The organism is Carnobacterium sp. (genome assembly GCF_040274945.1).
Classification (GTDB): Bacteria; Bacillota; Bacilli; order Lactobacillales; family Carnobacteriaceae; genus Carnobacterium_B.
This window is the reverse complement of the sequence record NZ_JBEMAR010000002.1, coordinates 82,080-100,803: the sequence shown is the minus strand read 5'-3', so window position 1 is coordinate 100,803 and position 18,724 is coordinate 82,080. Positions and strand designations below refer to the sequence as shown.

16 protein-coding genes are annotated in these 18,724 nt (G+C 35.4%); 13 read left to right on the top strand and 3 right to left on the bottom strand.

Annotated features, from left to right (window positions below):
- Nucleotides 1-2 precede the first annotated feature (2 nt).
- The 7 genes from ABS916_RS02895 to ABS916_RS02865 all read left to right on the top strand — a co-directional run bounded on the left by ABS916_RS02895 (nt 3) and on the right by ABS916_RS02865 (nt 9,229).
- Nucleotides 3-662 carry a CBS and ACT domain-containing protein gene (locus ABS916_RS02895; RefSeq protein WP_350450477.1) on the top strand — a complete coding sequence of 220 codons (660 nt, stop codon included), beginning with the start codon at nt 3-5 and terminating at the stop codon, nt 660-662.
- A gap of 288 nt (nt 663-950) precedes the next feature.
- The gene (locus tag ABS916_RS02890; protein ID WP_350450476.1) at nt 951-3,098 is read left to right on the top strand and encodes a family 2 glycosyl transferase; all 2,148 of its coding nucleotides are present in this window, start codon (nt 951-953) and stop codon (nt 3,096-3,098) included.
- Nucleotides 3,099-3,185: 87 nt separating this feature from the next.
- Nucleotides 3,186-5,000, top strand: a complete 1,815-nt coding sequence (locus ABS916_RS02885; protein ID WP_350450475.1) for a sensor domain-containing diguanylate cyclase/phosphohydrolase — start codon at nt 3,186-3,188, stop codon at nt 4,998-5,000.
- Nucleotides 5,001-5,046: 46 nt separating this feature from the next.
- Nucleotides 5,047-6,087, top strand: a complete 1,041-nt coding sequence (locus ABS916_RS02880; protein WP_350450474.1) for a HEAT repeat domain-containing protein — start codon at nt 5,047-5,049, stop codon at nt 6,085-6,087.
- On the top strand, nt 6,084-7,487 hold the full coding sequence (locus tag ABS916_RS02875) for a glycosyltransferase family 2 protein (RefSeq protein WP_350450473.1): 1,404 nt from the start codon (nt 6,084-6,086) through the stop codon (nt 7,485-7,487). The genes ABS916_RS02880 and ABS916_RS02875 overlap by 4 nt, the downstream gene beginning before the upstream one ends.
- A complete protein-coding gene (locus ABS916_RS02870; protein WP_350450472.1) occupies nt 7,462-7,743 on the top strand; it encodes a diguanylate cyclase in 282 nt (93 codons plus the stop codon). The genes ABS916_RS02875 and ABS916_RS02870 overlap by 26 nt, the downstream gene beginning before the upstream one ends.
- A gap of 508 nt (nt 7,744-8,251) precedes the next feature.
- Nucleotides 8,252-9,229 carry a DUF1002 domain-containing protein gene (locus ABS916_RS02865; RefSeq protein WP_350450471.1) on the top strand — a complete coding sequence of 326 codons (978 nt, stop codon included), beginning with the start codon at nt 8,252-8,254 and terminating at the stop codon, nt 9,227-9,229.
- A 266-nt stretch (nt 9,230-9,495) separates the two neighbouring features.
- Here the strand turns inward: ABS916_RS02865 and ABS916_RS02860 are convergent, their stop codons facing one another.
- Together ABS916_RS02860 and ABS916_RS02855 are read right to left on the bottom strand one after the other, a co-directional pair.
- Nucleotides 9,496-9,765: a hypothetical protein gene (locus ABS916_RS02860; protein ID WP_350450470.1), complete on the bottom strand. Its 270-nt coding sequence runs from the start codon at nt 9,763-9,765 to the stop codon at nt 9,496-9,498.
- A gap of 163 nt (nt 9,766-9,928) precedes the next feature.
- A complete protein-coding gene (locus tag ABS916_RS02855; RefSeq protein ID WP_350450469.1) occupies nt 9,929-10,897 on the bottom strand; it encodes a Gfo/Idh/MocA family protein in 969 nt (322 codons plus the stop codon).
- A 206-nt stretch (nt 10,898-11,103) separates the two neighbouring features.
- On the opposite strand from ABS916_RS02855, the gene ABS916_RS02850 reads away from it, so the two are divergent.
- Nucleotides 11,104-11,622 carry a hypothetical protein gene (locus ABS916_RS02850; RefSeq protein WP_350450659.1) on the top strand — a complete coding sequence of 173 codons (519 nt, stop codon included), beginning with the start codon at nt 11,104-11,106 and terminating at the stop codon, nt 11,620-11,622.
- Between the two features lie 69 nt (nt 11,623-11,691).
- Here the strand turns inward: ABS916_RS02850 and ABS916_RS02845 are convergent, their stop codons facing one another.
- Entirely contained in the window at nt 11,692-12,705 is a 1,014-nt protein-coding gene (locus ABS916_RS02845) for a PTS sugar transporter subunit IIC (protein ID WP_350450468.1), read from the bottom strand.
- Nucleotides 12,706-12,852: 147 nt separating this feature from the next.
- Here ABS916_RS02845 and ABS916_RS02840 point away from each other — a divergent pair, with 147 nt between their 5' ends.
- The 5 genes from ABS916_RS02840 to ABS916_RS02820 all read left to right on the top strand — a co-directional run bounded on the left by ABS916_RS02840 (nt 12,853) and on the right by ABS916_RS02820 (nt 18,683).
- A complete protein-coding gene (locus tag ABS916_RS02840) occupies nt 12,853-13,644 on the top strand; it encodes a M15 family metallopeptidase (RefSeq protein ID WP_350450467.1) in 792 nt (263 codons plus the stop codon).
- Nucleotides 13,645-13,686: 42 nt separating this feature from the next.
- Complete coding sequence (locus ABS916_RS02835) at nt 13,687-14,325, top strand: glycoside hydrolase family 73 protein (RefSeq protein ID WP_350450466.1); 639 nt, start codon at nt 13,687-13,689, stop codon at nt 14,323-14,325.
- 147 nt (nt 14,326-14,472) lie between these two features.
- On the top strand, nt 14,473-15,183 hold the full coding sequence (locus ABS916_RS02830; RefSeq protein WP_350450465.1) for a beta/alpha barrel domain-containing protein: 711 nt from the start codon (nt 14,473-14,475) through the stop codon (nt 15,181-15,183).
- A gap of 22 nt (nt 15,184-15,205) precedes the next feature.
- Nucleotides 15,206-17,248, top strand: a complete 2,043-nt coding sequence (pbp4, locus tag ABS916_RS02825) for a penicillin-binding protein PBP4(5) (protein WP_350450464.1) — start codon at nt 15,206-15,208, stop codon at nt 17,246-17,248.
- 91 nt (nt 17,249-17,339) lie between these two features.
- A complete protein-coding gene (locus tag ABS916_RS02820) occupies nt 17,340-18,683 on the top strand; it encodes a hemolysin family protein (RefSeq protein ID WP_350450463.1) in 1,344 nt (447 codons plus the stop codon).
- The last annotated feature ends 41 nt before the right edge of the window (nt 18,684-18,724 follow it).

Here is an 18,724-nt window from a genome sequence, read left to right as displayed (position 1 = left end):
AAATGGACGTAAAAAGCTATATGACATCAACTGTTGTAACTGTTTCGGAAGAAACAAAAGTCTTAGAAGCGCTTGATATTATGAAAGAAAATGACTTCCATCGGTTGCCCGTAGTAAAAAATGGACGAATGGTTGGTTTGGTTACGCAAGAAATCATTCAAGAAAATACTCCGTCTACAGCGACAAGTTTGAGTATTCATGAAATGAATTACTTGCTGACTAAAACTAAAGTTGGCGATATTATGCAAAAAAAGGTTCTTACTGTTCAGGAAGATGATTTATTAGAAGAAGCTGCATCTCGTATGCGTGACCAAGAAATTGGAGTATTGCCAGTAGTAGAAGAAGGAAATAAAATTGTAGGCATCATCACAGATAAAGATATCTTTAGTGCCTTTATTGACATTATGGGGTACAACAATAAAGGAAGTCGGGTAGTTATTGATATCCCTGAAGATCATCCAGGAATTCTTGAGGACATCACCAATATTTTAGCAGAAGCTAAAATTAGTATTAATCAAATTGCTGTGTATCGAAAAGATCATTTTACACAAGTCATCATACAAATGGATAGTCCCGATGTAAATGCAATAACAGAAATTCTAACAACTAGTGGATATACTGTTAGTTCAGCGCTTTATAAAGAAGGTAAAAAGACTGAATAAAAAAAAGTAGCACTAAAATAAATTTAGAGAAAAATCAAACTGCCCTCAAAAATTAGTGCTAATTTTTGAGGGCAGTTTGATTTTTAGTAGTGCTAGAATAATGGTAAGACATTGATTCAGGATTAGGATCCAAACCTAATGAAAATCTACTATCCTAAAAAGTGTCTTTCGGGTATAGTAATTAAATAGGTGATTTTTCTATACATAAAAGATGAGAGAAACAAATCATTTGAAAACATAGCAAATACTAGTAAATTAAATGGGGAAATGACTAAAGGGGATAAAAAGATGAAAAAAAGATGGCTGATAGGTGGATTAGCAGTTGTACTATTAAGCGTTGTAGGAGGTATTCTTTTTATGAATAAAACTGAAGAAAAAGAATATAAATCTGAAAGTGGCCTTTCTTATGTAGCAAAAATTGAAGGAAAAGAATTTTATGTCTATGAAGAGGGACAATGGGCCACAAAATTCTTAACGGGTGTCAATATGGGAGCTGCAAAACCTGGGACATTTCCAGGCGAAGTAGCCATTACAAAAGAGGAATACTTACGCTGGTTTCAACAAATCAAAGACATGAATGCGGATATTATCCGGGTATATACAACTTTAAAGCCGGCTTTTTATGAGGCTTTGTATGAGTTTAACTTGAATAATAAAGACCCGATATACATAATGCACGGTGTATACCTGAATGAAGCAGATATTGCAGAATTGAACAATGCCTATGCAGAAGATGAAAAAATAAAAAGAGACTTCATAGAGGATGCTACAGAGATAGTGGATGTCTTACACGGTCAAGCAACCTTACCCAAAAGAGCCGGTTATGCTGATGGAGAATACACAAAAGATATTTCTCAATATGTTATAGGTTGGATATTAGGCGTGGAATGGGATCCGTATTTTGTCAACGGAACAAATGAAGCGAACCCGGAAAAGACTGCTTTTGAAGGAGATTACCTATATACAGAAGGGGCTTCACCGTTTGAAGTGTTTTTAGCGGAAGCCGGAGATGCTATTTTATCTTACGAAGCTCAAGAGTACCAGACTATTCGGCCACTGAGTTATACTAACTGGTTAACGACCGATATGCTAGATCATCCTAATGAACCGGATAAGAAAGAAGACATGGCAGTCGTAAATACAGAGCATATAAAAAGCACAGATCAATTAGAAACGGGATTGTTTGCTTCTTATCACGTCTATCCTTATTACCCTGAATTTCTGAACTATCAGCCTGAGTATACTGAAGTGAAAAATGAAGACGGTAGCGTCAATACTTATAAAGCTTACTTAAGAGATCTAATCAAGGAACATAGTGTGCCAGTTATGGTAGCTGAATTTGGTATACCGGCTTCGCGGGGGAAAGCTCATGAAAGTTTGTACTCTGGTTTTAACCAAGGCGGAATTGAGGAAACCGAACAAGGAGAAATGCTAATAAATATGTTGAAGGATATTCACGATGAAGGTTACTTTGGAGGGCTGGTATTTACGTGGCAAGATGAATGGTTTAAACGAACTTGGAACACAATGGATTTTGATTTGCCAGATCGCCGTCCATTTTGGTCAAATACTCAGACTAATGAGCAACATTTTGGGCTGCTTGCTTTTGATCCAGGAGAAGAAAAAAGCGTAGTTTACGTTGATGGAGATGATTCTGACTGGAGTGAAAAAGATCAGCTGTTGAAAAATGAAGAAACGACTATTTCAGTAAAATCAGATGAAAAATACCTTTATATAAAAGTAGAATCGAAAGAGTTTAATTTTGAAGCAGATCAATTATTTATTGCTATTGATGTAAAAGAGGATCAAGGAAATAGTGAAACAGTAGATGGTTCATTGGCGTTTTCTAGACCAGCTGATTTTCTGGTAAAAATAAACGGAGCAACGGAATCCTCTATTATGGTAGATGCGTATTATGACTCTTATTATTACCAATATGCAGAACAATTGGGATTGATCGAGAAACAACCAGATTACACAGTAAAGAATTCAGGGATATTTAAACCTATTTATCATGCTTTATCATCGGAGTTAACATTGCCTCAAACAAAAGAAATTATTCCTTTTTCAAATTATGAAACGGGAGCTTTGGTATTAGGAGATGGAAATCCGGAACATGAAGAGTATAACTCATTGACCGATTTTGCAGTAAAAGACGGTATCGTTGAAATTGCTTTGCCATGGCAGTTATTGAATGTCATGGATCCTTCGACGAAACAAATTATAGGGGATTTGTATCAAAATGAAGGCGTTGAAGCAGTTGGTGTAGAAAATATTTATTTAGGAGCAGCTTTAGTAAAAAAAGGATATACTGAGTCTAGTGAATTAATGTTGGAACCTTATTCTTGGGAATCGTGGGAGCTGCCAACGTATCATGAACGATTAAAACCATCGTATTACTTGTTGAAAGAAGCTTTTCTAGAATACGATAAATAAGATTAGGAAATAATTGTCAAAAAAATACGAGGATATTTTTACGACACCTTCACAAAGAATCAAGTGAAGTATAAGGGGAGAACAATGATGAAACCATCTTTTTATGCAGATATAGTTCAAGCAAGTCCAAATGCTTTTGTTTACTTTAAATTGATTAGAGATAGTGATGACAATGTTATAGATGGGATCTATAAAGATATAAACCCTGCATATGAATGTTTGATTGGGATGAAAAAAGAGGATTTAGTAGGAAAAAAAGTATCAGAAATTTTTGAACCAAAAGTCTTGAAAACATTACGATGGTTAAAAGCCGGTGGAAAAGCAGAAAAAAAACAAGGACATGATAAGATGGACTACTATTCTGAAGTGACACATCAGTTTTACCGCGTCCAAATTTTTTCGTTTGAAAAAGAACATGCTGCTATAGCTTATGCAGAATCAACCACTGAAGTTTTACAGAAATACAGTGCACAAGAAGATTTGAAACAAACAGAAAATCAACTGAGCTTGATACTGGATTCAACAGAAGAAGCGATTTGTGGGATAGATTTGAAAGGACAATGTACGTTCTTGAACCATAGTTGTATGGAAATTTTAGGAATCAAGGAAGAATCAGAGCTGGTTGGTCAACAAATATTTGATCATTTGACCAAAGAAGCCTTATCACAAGAAGAAACAACCGTTACGCAGGATATTCTCGAAAACCTGAATAAAAAACAGAAAAGCCACTCAGATCAGGCCTATTTTACACGAATGGATGGAACTCTATTTCCAGTGGAATATTTTGTGACACCAAAAATAAGTAATGGAACCTTACTTGGAGGAATATTAACTTTTTTTGATATTACAGAAAGAAAAAAAAAGCAAGCAGAAATAAATCACTTAACGTTTCATGATCCGTTAACGGGATTATTCAATCACATAAAGTTTGAAAAGCTAAAATTTACTTATGATAATGAAAAATATCTGCCCTTGTCTATCATTATGGGAGACATCAATGGGCTAAAAAGAATCAATCAGCAATATGGTCATCATGAAGGAGACCAACTCTTAAAAGCAGTGACAAGAGTTCTTAGTGAAAATATTCCAAAAAATGCACATCTTGCTCGTTATGGCGAAGATGAATTCAGCATTTTATTGCCAAATACTGACAGTATTCAGGCTTATTGGTACGTTCAAAGAATTCAGGATGCGATTAAGAAGCACAATAACCAATTAAATAAAGATCAAGCAGCGATCAATCTTGCTTTTGGGTATGAGACAAAGTACAACATAGATTTTGACATTCAAAAAGTGATCAACAATGCTCAAGATTATATGGATAAACAAAAGATGCTCAACCAGGATAGCATGCGAAATGCTCTTTTAACTTCTATTAAAACAACTTTGTTAGCTAGAAGTCAGTTTACCGAGGAACATGCTGAAAGACTCGTTACCTTATCAAGAGAAGTTGGAAAAGTTATGAAATTGTCATCTTATCAAATGGATGAGTTAGCTTTATTGGCAGAACTGCATGATGTAGGGAAAATTGGTATTGATGATGCCATTTTGAATAAACCAGGCAAGCTGACGGATGTAGAAATGGCTGAAATGAAAAAGCATTCGTTTATTGGGTATCAAATTGTTAAGTCCATTCAGGGGCTAGATGATATCGCTTTGCCTATTTTGCATCATCATGAGCGTTCAGATGGAAATGGCTATCCAGATGGATTAACGAGATACGCTATTCCATTATTGTCGCGCATTATTTCAGTAGTGGATGCTTATGATGCAATGACACAAGATCGTCCTTATCGTAAAGCTATGTCCCAAGAAGAAGCTATTATTGAAGTGAAAAAAAATTCAGGAACCCAATTTGATCCTGAAATTGTCGCATATTTCTTAAAAAGTTTAGAAGAATAAAGTTTCATGAAAGTTGTGCCAAAAGTCAGAAGACAGGAGAGATACTATGAACAATTTACTGGCTAATATTGCCTGGGTGGGAATCATTAGTTTAGTCAGCATCAACCTATTCATTGTTCTTTTTACGGTTATTATTAATCAAAAGGATCGTTTAAATAAAAAAAGCTATCAAAAAGCTCACCAACAAATCAAACCAATTATAAAAGAAGAAATCAAGGATCCAAGTCAGCTGACGGAAAGATTAATCTCTTTTAAAACTAAGGTAGAACGAAGAGCAGTCTTTAATTTGCTTATGAGCTATGCCCAAAAACCTGAGACAGTTAAGAATAGTTTGTGGACACTAGAACAGTTAGGTTTTTTGGATGAATTAATAAAAGATGCTTCAAAAAAGTTATCTTTACGGCATATACAACTGTTTAGTCAGCTCCGTCTTCATAAAGCATTCTCTATTTTAATGAAGGGGACAACAAGTAAGAATTATGAAATTGGATATAATTCTTTTTATGCTCTTTCATTGTTGCCTTTGTCAGAAAAGGAGCTTCCGATTTACATCGAATCTTTATTAAAATCATCTATTATGAGAGACCGTATAGTTGATATGTTAAACCATCTGCATATGGATGTTAAAACTATTCTTCATTTCTTAAAAAAGGTTATGTTGGACAAAGACAAAGTTATCTTATTATTGGTTTTAAAGAATCGTCTAAAGAAACAAGATTCTTTATTGGCAAACCAACTCTTGCCTTATTTAGAAGGATCAAAAGAAGTACGGATAGCCGCCATTCATGCATTGGCTGCAAGCGAAAATGAATTTTACTTTCCCTTTTTCCAAGAATTATATTTAAAAGAAACCGATTGGCAAGTACGGGCAGTGGTATCAAAAAACCTTTCTTTATTAAATGCACATGGTGAACAAAAATTATTAAATGATATGCTAAAGGACGAAAACTGGTGGGTACGCCATAATGCTATGAACAGCTTGAAAAAACGTTATCCAGATAATGGCATGATTGATTCAAAAAATGAGGTATTGGAAAATGCTGATCAACTGACACAACTACAAACAAAAAGGAGTGAAACTAAGTGATACTGATAGAAAAATTCATTTACTTTTACAGCTTGTTTATCTTAGGCTATTCCATAACAGTTACAGCCTTGTATCTTATTCTTATCGTTGTATCTTGGAAACGTTTAAGAGAATTTGTTGGAATTATTCAAACAAATATTACAAGTGTCAGTCATTATACTAAACCGATTTCTATTTTAGTACCTGCTTATAATGAAGAACAAACAATTGTGGACAGTGTTCACTCTTTTATGCAGTTAGATTACCCAGAGTTTGAAGTAATCGTCGTTAATGACGGATCAACAGATCAGACGATGGATAAGCTAATTCAATTTTTTGATTTATATCCTGTGGAACTAGATAGCGATATGAAAATCGAAACAACTCCTATCAGACAAGCTTATAAATCCCATACCTATTCAGATTTAATTTTATTAGATAAAGAAAATGGTGGCAAAGCTGACGCATTAAATGCCGGTATTAATGTGTCAGTGTATCCATTGTTTTGTGCGATTGATGCAGATTGTATCATTGAAAAAGATGCTTTATTGCGAATCGTTTCGCCATTTCTTAAACACGAAGAAACGATTGCAGTAGGCGGAATGGTTCGGATCGCAAATGGTAGTGACATAAAAGATGGGCAGATTGTTAAAACTAATGTTCCTCAAAAAATGATTGAACGGTTCCAAGTTATTGAATATTTCCGAGCTTTTTTAACTAGTCGTATTGGTTGGCAGCGATACAACGCATTGATGATCATTTCAGGTGCATTTGGTCTATTTAAAAAGTCCGCCGTATTAGACGTTGGAGGATTTGAGAGAACGATTGGAGAAGATATGGAGCTTATTTTAAGGTTACATGAAAAGTTCCGCCAAACCGGTGAACCTTATCATATTGGTTTTGCTTCAGATGCAGTTTGCTGGACACAAGCACCTGACAGCTATAAAGGATTGGAAAGTCAGCGGATAAGATGGCATAGGGGGCTATTTGATTCTTTGAATAGACATCGAAAAATGATAAGCAATCCTAAATACGGTTCTGTCGGACTAGCTTCTATGCCGTACTTCTTTTTAGTAGAGTTGTTGGGACCAGTTATTGAAATGGTCGGATATATTGTAATGGCATTAGCCATTTACTTAAATATTCTTTCTTCAACTGTGGCACTTATCTTTTTGGTAACGTGTTTGATGGGAATTCTATTTTCTTATTCGGCCATTTTATTTGAAGAAATCTCTTATAAACGTTATGGCAATTTGAAGGATATTTTATTGTTGTTTATGGTAAGTATTTTAGAACAGTTTTATTACCGTCAGCTAACGGTTTGGTGGAGAGTAAAAGCATTCTTTAATTATAGTAAAGGCAGCAAACAATGGGGAACGATCGAGCGTAAAAATTTTGATTCAAAAACAAAAAATCAATAAAATGGAAAAACTTAAGAAAAAGGACTCTGTCGGCCGGTATGGCGGGAAAAAATTCATTGTTGTCCTACCGGATACAACATCAAGTGAAGCACTAACGATTATCGATAGAATGCGCAAAACCGTAGAAAAATATCAATTTAAAGGGGAAGAGAAAGTAACGGTATGTAGCGGTATTAAAGAATTTGACAATGAAATTTTGAGTGATTTTATTAATCAAGCGGATATGAAATTGTATCATGGCTTAACTGTTCTATAGAAAACTTAGACACTTAATAAATACCGCTACTTTAAAATGATTTTTGAAAAGTGACAGAATTATGTCTAAGTAAAATCCTAATTGGAATAGGTGTGAAAAAGACTAGTCTTATGCTACTTATCACTGAATTCAATTTAGTAATAAATCGTTTTTAAAACCGGTTGGACAGCTTTTTGTAAAAAAATTAAGAAAGTATTAAATTTGTTTGGACAACTTTAGAAGAGTTTGCTATTCTAAAGGTACATAGCAATCACATAAAGCAAATGAATCTGACAATTTTTTGAACAGCAATTATTTCGTTTATTTCATAAAATTGCTTTGGAGGGGTAATGCTTGCACATAATTTGTTGGGAATAAGATGATTTAGGATACTTTCCTAAATCATTTTTTTATTTCTTGATTTAGGTCTAAAGGCTTAGATATTTCTTAAGAAGAATTAGGTATACTGACTATAAGAATAAAATTCAATAAATAGATTAAGCAAAAATTTGTGATGGAGGGTTTTAAAATGAAACAATTCAAAAAAATTGGGATAACAGCTTTAGCATCAATGAGTCTATTGGGAGCTTCTTTAGTTATTATGCCGCATTCTGCTAGCGCAACAACAAATGGAATTGATACGACAGTAGTTGATGAAAAATGGGGTAAACCGACTTTTATTTATGGCGGTGGATTATCTGAAAATCAAATATCAGAAACGGAAGACCTTTTAGGAATTGAAAATCCGGAAAATGTAGCTGTCGGAAGTGTGACGGGTCAAGACTTGATTAATTATTTAGGTGAGGGTTCGGGAAATACATCTAGCATGATCTCATCCGTATTAGTACAGAAGCAAGATGCTGGCGAAGGTGTGGATGTTGAAATTGTAACTCCAGAAAACATTAGCCAAATTACACAGGATCAATACGCTAATGCAGCTATCACGGCAGGAGTAAACGATGTGAAAATTGAAGTAGCAAGTGTCAGCAAGGTTACGGGAGAAAGCGCCTTAACAGGTATTTACAAAGCTTTTGACGTGAATGGTGAAGAACTAGACCAAGAGCGTATGGAAGTGGCTCAAGATGAATTAGAAACAACGAATGATATTGCACAAGAAAATGTGGATAATGAAGAATTTGATACTGCTAAATTTGATCAAGCGATCATTGATATCAAGCAAAGTTTAGCAGAATTAAAAGAGCAGCAAGGCGAGCTAGCTACAAAAGAAGATGTTGAACGCATCATTAATGAAGCATTAGAAAAAAATAATTTACAAAATGCTGTCACACAAGATCAAATCGACCAGTTAATGGCTTTATTTGAAAAATACCAACAAACAAGTGCCATTGATTCTGCAGAAGTAAAAGAACAATTGAAAAACTTATCTAATACAGTCCAAGATAAATTCGGTGATGCCTTACAGCAAGCTGAAGATAGCGGCCTAGTGGATAAAGTCGGCAACTTCTTTAGTCAAATATGGAACGCTATTGTAGGGTTGTTTAATTAAGATATGTTTTAAACGAGGTTGTTAAGAGGAAAATATTCGCTGAAAAATAAAGATGCACTTTAACTTTGTGCGTCTATCTCAACAATATTTAGTTCGACCAACAAAAAACCTTATTGCGTTTGAGTAGACGCAATAAGGTTTTTTAACTAACTCAGAGTCAATTTCTATTTGAGTTGATGCAACAAGACTTAATTCGATTAACTCAGAGTCAATTTCTATTTGAGTTGATGCAACAAGGGTTAATTCGATTAACTCAGAGACGATTTCTATTGAGTAGATGCAACAAGGGTTAATTCGTTCAACTCAGAATCGATTTCTATTTGAGATGATGCAACAAGGCTTAATTCGATTAACTCAGAGTCAATTTCTATTTGAGTTGGTGCAACGAAGGTTGATTCGATTAACTCAGAGTCAATTTCTAATTGAGTTGACGCAACAAGGTCTAATTCAATCAACTCAGAGTCGATTTCTAATTGAGTTGACGCAACGAAGGTTAATTCGATTAACTCAAAGATGATTTTTATTTGAGTAGACACAATAAGGCTTGAAATTGCAAAATTGCTCAGTTGTATTTCTATCTTTAATTTTTAAATAGGTCTTAATAAAGTAAACTTTAAAAAAATCTAAAGCCAATGATGTGTCCTTGTAGAGTGGGACAGTTCATTGGCTTTATTTATATAAAAGGAGAACTAAGAAAGTCTATTCGAAATCGTAGTGAAGTCCCCAGTCTTTTCTTAATGTATCCATAATTTCCATTACATCATGTGTAAGAGCAAGTGATGGATTTGGACCATCTAACAGAATCATGTTGGTAATATCAGCTATTTCATAATTCATAGCTTGCTTCGTATCCCCAGCTTCAACGGTTTCCATTGAACCATCCGGCATAGTTAATGTTGCTTTATCTGCTCGTGGAAAATCATTGACTGTGATAAAACCATTTTCAAAAGCAACAATTCCTGTTTTTGGCATTTTAGCTCTGAAAGTAAGCGATATAGAAGCCAGTTCATCTTGATCATTTTTCAATAAGATACCCGACTGCTCATCCACACCTGTTTCATAAAAATTCATTGTTGTATGAATTTCTTTGGGTTGACTAGTTAAGAAGAAGCGAGCAAACGATAGGGCGTAAATTCCAATATCTAATAAAGCTCCACCGGCAAGATTTTTATTGAAAAAACGATTGGCTGGATCTTCTTCTTTTAAACTCCCAAATGAAACCTGGATCATCTTTAACTTTCCAAGAGATCCGCTTTGAGCGATTTCTTTTAGTTTATGGTAAAGGGGCATATGGTAAATGACCATTGCTTCTGCTAAGACTAATTTTTTTTCTTTTGCTAACTTCATAGCTTGAGTTAATTGATCATTGTTCATGGTGATGGCTTTTTCTGATAAAACGTGTTTGCCATGTTCTAAACTTTTTAAAATCAATTCAGCATGATGGCTATGTGGTGTAGCAATATAAACAACATCAATAGATGGGTCTTCTAGCAGTGCATCATAGGATCCGTATGATTTTTCAATCGCATGTTTTTGGGCAAATGTAGCTGCCTTTTCATCATTTCGTGAACCAGCAGCATAAAGTACAGCATTCTCAACATCGAATGTTTCTGCAAATTCAGTTGCAATTTGACCTAAACCTAAAATTCCCCAATTTAGTTTTTTCATAGAAAGCCTCCTAAAATTTAATTAAACAGTAGTGACTCTATTCTACCATTGAAAAACACTGGATTGAAAGAGTAAAGTAACCCGAACTATTTTTTATAAAAAACCTATAGAACTAAAGCATTCAAATTTGAAAGTTAACGTAATAGGTGTAAAATAGAGGTAGCACTTATTTGATAGATTTATTAACTGAAAGGGGAATGATTAAGATGCATGAAGCGTTAGTAGAAATTGTTTTAAGAGCAATAAAGGAGCAGTTTGTTAGCGAAAAAGCTTTCTATACGTCACAATTAGGCATTTCACCACAAAGTTGGGACCGATGGAAGAAAGGCAATCAAGGGTTAAAACCCGAAAATATGAATAAAATTTCGCGATTATTTACAGATTATGAATGGATGCTGGTTCAAAAAGTTTGTCGAAATGCTACATTTTTCCAAGAAGTCAAAGCCAATCCAGTTAATGAATATTTAGCTATTAAATTTCATGTAGCACAAAAGTGGGTAAACAGCGGTATCGCTGATCTTGAATTTAAAAAAGAAACACAAGAACAACTAACTGAACACCATCGTAAACAAAATACAACTATTCTTAGAATCGAAGTCGTTTATGATTTTTGGAGTTATAAAGACATTATTGAATTACGTTTACCTGGAGTTATTCAACAACAAATAAAAACCGATAAACCCAATTTATTAGAATGGTTCAACCAAAATATTCAGGATGCATAACTTTCCGGTTAAACACCTAGTTAAACGATAAAAGAAGTTAACAGAGTTCATTCTGTTAACTTCTTTTAATTAAATCATAATTTTTAAATCATTTGGCTTTAGAAGGTTTGATTTGATAAGAAATGGTTTAAATAGCAGAGTTAAAAGAGCTGGTAAAACAACAACAACGAAAAGATAAGAAAACGTAGCACCCATTCCCTGAGAAGAAGCAATTCCAAAAATGGCGACTAAAGCACATAACCCCATACCTGCAATTTCAGCAGAAGCTTCCAGACCAAAAAGTAGAACCCCCACAGGAGCTAAAAGCGTTCCAAGAATTAATGGGAATAATGCCACTTTAGGATGTTTAAGAATATTTCCGGTTTGAAGTTTTGGCGTAATGATTAGTTGGGCTAGAAATGTACCGGCGTCATTATCTTTCAAGCTAAGAAAAGCAAAGACTGTGAATTGTACGCTGCATCCAATTAAAGCGGCTGCTCCAGCAGAACCATCCAACTGCAAAGCGAGTGCAATAGCCGCAGATGATGCAGGGGATAAAATGAGTAGGCCGAAAACTAGCCCTAGAACCATTGAAGATAAAAGCGGAAAGCCAGCTACAGAGGTAGTAATCAGCAAAGAGACGTTATTCAGTGTATAGGCGATTGGGGCAGATAGAAAGTAACCCACTAATCCACTGATTAAAATACTTGCAAAAGGTACTAGTATCATATTAAATCGCGTTTTGTTAAATAAAAAGGTACCTATGGCAATGGCGATACCAATTGCAACTAAAGCGCCGACAGGTTCACCACTTTTTAAAGAAAGTAGGCCATCAGTAAAAGTATAGGCGCGTCCGCCAATAACGCCGGCTGCAGTTGCACTCAGTAAGGTTAGAATATCGGTCTTTAAATAATAACTAATTCCAATACCTAAGCCAGGAATCAACAAAGTCTTTGTAACCGCACCAATCGTAATGAGTGTGGAAAAGCCCAACAATTCTCCAATACTTTGAATCAACAGTCCAATACCTAACGTTACCACTACAGCAGCAGCAATACCTTGGGAGGCTTTGTAAAGTTGATTTGTTAATGTTTCGTTTTTCATTCATAGTCCTCCAAAAAAGATTTACTGTTAAAATTAATCGGTATTAATGTTATTATAAAGGAGTAAAATCAAAAGTACATTAACTTCACATCATAGTGCATTTTTAATGTATCACATTAAGTAAAAGTAGATTGGAGTCTTTAAAAAATGAAGAAAAATTTAGCACTACTACTGATAGCAACAGGTATATTAGGAGGGTGTGAGCAATTCAACCAAGAAGCATCCGTACAATCTAGTCAATCTGCAGAAACGAGTTCTTCAAGTGTTTCTTTAACACCAGAAGAAGAACAAAAATTAGCAGAAGAAGCAGAACATCAAGCAATGCTAGATGCTTTACCAGATGTTTCAACAGAAGATTGGAATCTAGAATTAGTCAATAACTGGACAAAAATAGATGAATCGATTGAAAGACCTTTAAGTGCCTTGCCAAACGGCTTACTAGTAGATCAACGAATTATTGAAGAGTATACTGCGATGACCGAGGCTGGAAAAGAAGCCGGTCACGAAATAGTAGCTGTTTCAACATTCCGTTCCGTTGATTTGCAGACAACCAATTACAATAATAGAATTCAAGAGTATATAGATCAAGGACACTCAAAAGAAGAAGCAATCAAGTTAACGGAAGATTATATTGCTATACCTGGTGGCAGTGAGCATCATACAGGTCTTGCAATTGATGTATTGGATACTGAATGGTCGAATTCTGGAAAAGGATTGATTCCTGAATTTGATACTCAGGAATCTCAACAGTGGCTAGTTGAAAACGCAGCTGATTATGGATTTGTTCTTCGATTCCCTAAAGGAAAGGAAGAACAAACAGGAATTGAATATGAATCTTGGCATTTTCGTTATGTTGGCAAAGAGAATGCAGCCTACATGAAGAACTACGATTTGTCTTTAGAAGAGTATATCGCTTTATTAAACGAAGCTGGTAAGTAATCTTATTTTCGTGAATTTTTTTTAAATGAGAGGAAGAAAAATGTGCCCCAAAAAAAGCAAAAAAAGAAAATCTACAAAACAACTAAACGCAAGAATAACAAAATAATTGCTCCTAGCTATATCTTGATGACTCTTTTTGTTTTTGTATTTATCTTCCTTGGAACACTCTATTTCTTAAGTCAAGAAATCTCAGAAGTACACATGCCGCAAGAAGAGACTCTAGATGAAGAACAGTTTATTGTTCAAATTGCAGATTATTCAAAAGTCCTGCAAGAGAAATATGGAGTATTGCCAAGTATCAGTATTGCACAAGCTATACTTGAATCAGATTGGGGCAATAGTGAGCTTTCAATTAAAAATAATAATTATTATGGAATCAAAGGTAGCGATTCAGAGCCGACTGCAACGATGACAACTAAAGAATATGTAGATGGCGAGTGGATCGAAATTAAAGCTGATTTCAGAAAATACGCAACTTGGCAAGAATCTATGGAGGATCACTCTGAGTTGTTTACTAAGGGAACAACATGGAATGAAAATCAATATGAGAAAGTCTTAACCGCAGCAGATTATAAAGAAGCTGCTTATGCTTTACAAGAAAGCGGGTATGCTACAGATCCAGACTATCCAGAAAAACTGATTCGATTAATCGAACAATACAATTTAAATCAGTATGATTAAGAAGATAGGCTTGATTCCTTCTCAAGAATGAATCAGGTCTTCCTCTTAAACATTAAAGAAATCGCTTCATAAAGTTACAGAATGATAGCAATCAGAGTAAACATTCGTTAAAATAAACAGTATAAAATTAACTAATGAGGTGAAAAAATGGAAGAAAAAAAAGGTTCTCCTAGCATCACTACTGATTTAAGAAAGCATTATGTTTCTGTTCCAGAAATTATTGATACAGCTAGCGGCATTATTATAAACGGAAAAAGATTTCGTTCGCTCCTTTTTACAACGGATATTGCGATTATTATGAATAACGATGCGGATGCAGTCATTGCAGTATACCCATTTTCACCTCATCCAGCTATTATTCAAGGGATTACAAGCGTAGCAAGTATGCCTGTTTTAGCTGGAGTAGGTGGAGGGATTACCAATGGGCATCGCTCGGCAAATATTGCTTTATTTGCTGAATCACACGGCTGTATTGGTGTTGTGTTAAATTCTCCTACGCCTAAAGAAACCTATTATGAAGTTAATCGAATGGTGGACATTCCTATTATTTCAACAGTCGTTTCTGAGTATACAAATATTCAAGAAAAGCTAGATGCCGGAGCTGATATTTTAAATGTCAGTGGAGCAGCTCAGACAGCTCATATTGTACGTGAAATACGCAAGAAATTTCCAAAAGTGCCTATTATTGCAACAGGTGGGCCAACAGATGAAAGCATCAAAGAGACAATAGAGGCTGGCGCTAATGCCATTACTTATACCCCCCCTAGTAATGGTAAATTATTTAGCGAATTAATGAAGAAATACCGTGGACAAGAAGAAATCAAGTATGAAGAACGGCAAGATTCACAAGAAAAATAATAAACTAAAGCAGGTGTGAAAAATGAGAAACAGTAATAAGAAAGGCAAAAAGCTTCCATTATGGGCATTAATTAGCATAGCTGTAGCTGTTCTTTTAGTGATTGGTGGAGGAATCATAGGGTATGCTACTTGGACTGAAGCAAGAGATGAAAAAGCTGCTCAAAAAGCAGTAGATACGTTTATTGCGGCTTTAGAAAAACAAGATTACGCAGCTATGAGCGAGATAGTTTCAGAAGAATCATTGACAGAAATTGATTATACAAAAAAATCGATGGCTGAGCGTTATGAAACAGTATATGGGGGGATAGGAGCAGCGGAGTTAACCGTATCTGATTTGAAACTTGCACAAGATGAAGAAACAGATCAATACACGTTGTCTTATACCGTTAGTATGGAGACGGCTTTAGGATCGTTAGATGAGAAACTTTATGAAACAACGTTATCTCAAATTGAAAATGAGTATCAAGTAGATTGGAATACACATCTTATTTTTCCCGATATGGAACCAACCGATAAAATTTCTATCATCACAACTGTCGGTGAAAGAGGAGATCTTTTAGATAGAGACGGCTCTCCATTAGCAACAGAAGGTACTTCTTGGCAAGCGGGGATGCAGCCTTCCGCTTTAGGAGAAGATGATCAAAGAACAACAAATTTAGAAAAAATTGCTGAAACCTATGATGTAACCATAGAAGAATTGGAAAATCTTTTAAAACAAGGATGGGTAACACCTGATAGTTTTGTTCCATTTAAAACTATGACTAAGGATGCAGAATTGCCTCAAGTTGCTGGAGTAGTGTATCAAGAAATTACTGCCCGTACTTATCCTTTAAATGAAGCAGCAGCACACCTAATCGGATATGTTGGAGAAGTTTCCGCAGAAGACATTGAAAAAGACCCCACTCTAAGAACTGGAGACAGCATTGGGAAATCTGGTTTAGAAGCGACATACGATGAACGGTTAAGAGGACAAAAGGGTGGACGCATAGAGATTCAAACAAGTGATGGCGAATTAAAAACGGTATTACAAGAAACAGAAGTTCAAAATGGTGAAGACGTTACCTTGACCATTGATGCTGAAATGCAGCAAGCCGCTTACGATCAATTAACAGGAGAGAGTGGTTCATCTGTTTTCATGAATCCAACAGATGGCAGTTTGTTAGTATTAGTTAGCACACCATCTTATGATGCAAACTTAATGTCAAGTGGCATTAGTTCAGAGGATTATCAAGCGTATGCAGACGATCCAATGAGCCCGTTTCTTGCTCGTTACGCTGCTGGTTATGCACCAGGATCAACGTTTAAAGTTGTCACAGCGGGTACAGGCTTAGATGCAGGAACGATCATTCCAGAAGAGACGCAGGAAATCGACGGATTATCTTGGCAAAAAGATGCTTCTTGGGGCGACTACAAGGTAACTCGAGTCAAGGATACTCCAAGTGTGAATTTGGCAGATGCATTTGCGTATTCAGATAATATTTATTTTGCACGAGAAGCGTTGGAAATGGGTAGAGAAGTCTATGAAGCAGGCTTAGCTAACTATATTTTTGGTGAAGATTTGAAATTACCGATTGCAATGAATCCAGCACAAATATCCAATAGTGGCACACTGGATTCAGAAGGAATTTTAGCAGATACAGCATTTGGCCAAGGGGAATTGTTGCTTAATCTTATTCAACAAGCGGTAACGTATACTCCTTTTGCAAATGAAGGAAACCTTGTATATCCTAAACTGACAGCTGATCAAGAAACAGCTGAGCCCAAACAGGCTGTTACACCAGAATCAGCAGCGATTGTTAAAGAAGATTTAGTTCAAACAGTACAAAAAGAATACGGATCCTCTCATAAACTAGCTGTTATTGACCAAAAAACGGCAGCTAAAACAGGTACAGCAGAAACAAGAGAAGCTGAAACAGAAGGCGAAGATGCAGAAACAAATGGTTTCTTACTAGCATTTGATGCCGAAAACAGCAGTTACTTGATGGTATCTATGATAGAGGGAAAATCAAGCGGAACAGTCATCGATGCGATGCTTCCAATGCTTGAAAAAATGGATACTTACTAGTAAAAGACTAGCAGTTGAAATTAGTTGAAAAAAATGGTATATTATTTCTACTTTGTTAAAAAACAGAAAAATTTGAAGGAGACAATGATAAATGAATTCAGACCCCGATAGTCAGTCGTTGATAGGACAGATATTAATTATCGTTATATTGACAGCAGTTAATGCATTTTTTGCATCAGCAGAAATGGCATTCGTTTCGATAGATCAAGGAAAAATAAGAGAAAAGGCAGCTAAAGGCGATAAGAAGTCTTTGAATATCTTGAAGCTGTTAAGCAACTCAGATAACTTCTTAGCTACTATACAAGTAGCCATAACCTTAGCAGGATTCTTTTCAAGTGCATCTGCAGCAACCAGTTTTGCAACGCGCCTCGAACCCTATTTATCAACTATTCCAGGTGGGGCACAAATAGCAACATTTGTCGTGACGATCGTGCTATCTTATATCACCCTTGTATTTGGGGAATTATATCCAAAGCAAGTAGCCCTACAAAAAGCTGAAGAGGTTGCTCGTGCTACTTCTGGTACGATTCTAGTAGTACAAACATTCGCTAAACCTTTTGTACGATTACTTTCTTTTTCAACAAACATTTTAAAGAAATTAACACCAATAGACTTTACTGAAGAAAAAGAAAAATTAACACGTGATGAATTTCGAGCTTATTTAGAAAATAGTCAACTAGCTGGAGCAATTGATCCGGATGAATTTACTATGCTAAAAGGAATCTTATCTATGGATACTAAGATGGCCAGAGAGATCATGGTTCCGCGTACCGATACATTTATGATCGATTATAGAGATGGAAGTGAAGTGAATATTCCTCAATTATTAGATATTCCTTATTCACGTGTCCCTGTTTATCTTGAAGATAAGGACAGTATTATTGGGATCATCCATGTGAAGAATTTGTTGAAAGCTTCTCGAACAACTAAAATCGATGATATTGACTTGAAAGATATTCTAAATCCAGCGTTATTTGTTCCAGAAACGATTCATATTGATGATTTACTGTATGAACTAAGACGTACACGTAATCAACTTGCAGTATTAAATGATGAATACGGCGGTGTCGTTGGTATCGTGACGTTAGAAGATTTACTTGAAGAAATAGTAGGGGATATCGATGATGAATACGATGAAACGTATAACATGATTGAGCAAGTATCCGAAAGCATCTATTTAGTAGATGGCTCCACTCAATTGTCAAAATTTAATGAGTTCTTTGGAACAGAAATAGAATCCAACGATGTGGATTCTATTGCCGGTTATTTCATTACCCAATACGGAAATATTCCTCAACCAGATGATAACGCCAATGTGGAGTATGAAAATTACTTGTTAAAAGCCGATAAAATAGAAGGTTCACGATTAGTGAGTCTTTATGTAGAACGATTAAACACCGTTGTTGATGAAGAAGATGAATTACAAGAAGACTAAACTTAACCTCCAGAAGAGATAAACTTCTGGAGGTTTTTTTG

Bases quoted from the DNA above. Each gene is read 5' to 3' on its own strand.
- pbp4 (WP_350450464.1), top strand. From the start codon at position 15,206: ATGAGAAACAGTAATAAGAAAGGCAAAAAGCTTCCATTATGGGCATTA.
- ABS916_RS02895 (WP_350450477.1), top strand. From the start codon at position 3: ATGGACGTAAAAAGCTATATGACATCAACTGTTGTAACTGTTTCGGAA.
- ABS916_RS02880 (WP_350450474.1), top strand. From the start codon at position 5,047: ATGAACAATTTACTGGCTAATATTGCCTGGGTGGGAATCATTAGTTTA.
- ABS916_RS02855 (WP_350450469.1), bottom strand. From the start codon at position 10,897: ATGAAAAAACTAAATTGGGGAATTTTAGGTTTAGGTCAAATTGCAACT.
- ABS916_RS02865 (WP_350450471.1), top strand. From the start codon at position 8,252: ATGAAACAATTCAAAAAAATTGGGATAACAGCTTTAGCATCAATGAGT.
- ABS916_RS02850 (WP_350450659.1), top strand. From the start codon at position 11,104: ATGCATGAAGCGTTAGTAGAAATTGTTTTAAGAGCAATAAAGGAGCAG.
- ABS916_RS02820 (WP_350450463.1), top strand. From the start codon at position 17,340: ATGAATTCAGACCCCGATAGTCAGTCGTTGATAGGACAGATATTAATT.
- ABS916_RS02840 (WP_350450467.1), top strand. From the start codon at position 12,853: ATGAAGAAAAATTTAGCACTACTACTGATAGCAACAGGTATATTAGGA.
- ABS916_RS02830 (WP_350450465.1), top strand. From the start codon at position 14,473: ATGGAAGAAAAAAAAGGTTCTCCTAGCATCACTACTGATTTAAGAAAG.
- ABS916_RS02885 (WP_350450475.1), top strand. From the start codon at position 3,186: ATGAAACCATCTTTTTATGCAGATATAGTTCAAGCAAGTCCAAATGCT.
- ABS916_RS02845 (WP_350450468.1), bottom strand. From the start codon at position 12,705: ATGAAAAACGAAACATTAACAAATCAACTTTACAAAGCCTCCCAAGGT.
- ABS916_RS02890 (WP_350450476.1), top strand. From the start codon at position 951: ATGAAAAAAAGATGGCTGATAGGTGGATTAGCAGTTGTACTATTAAGC.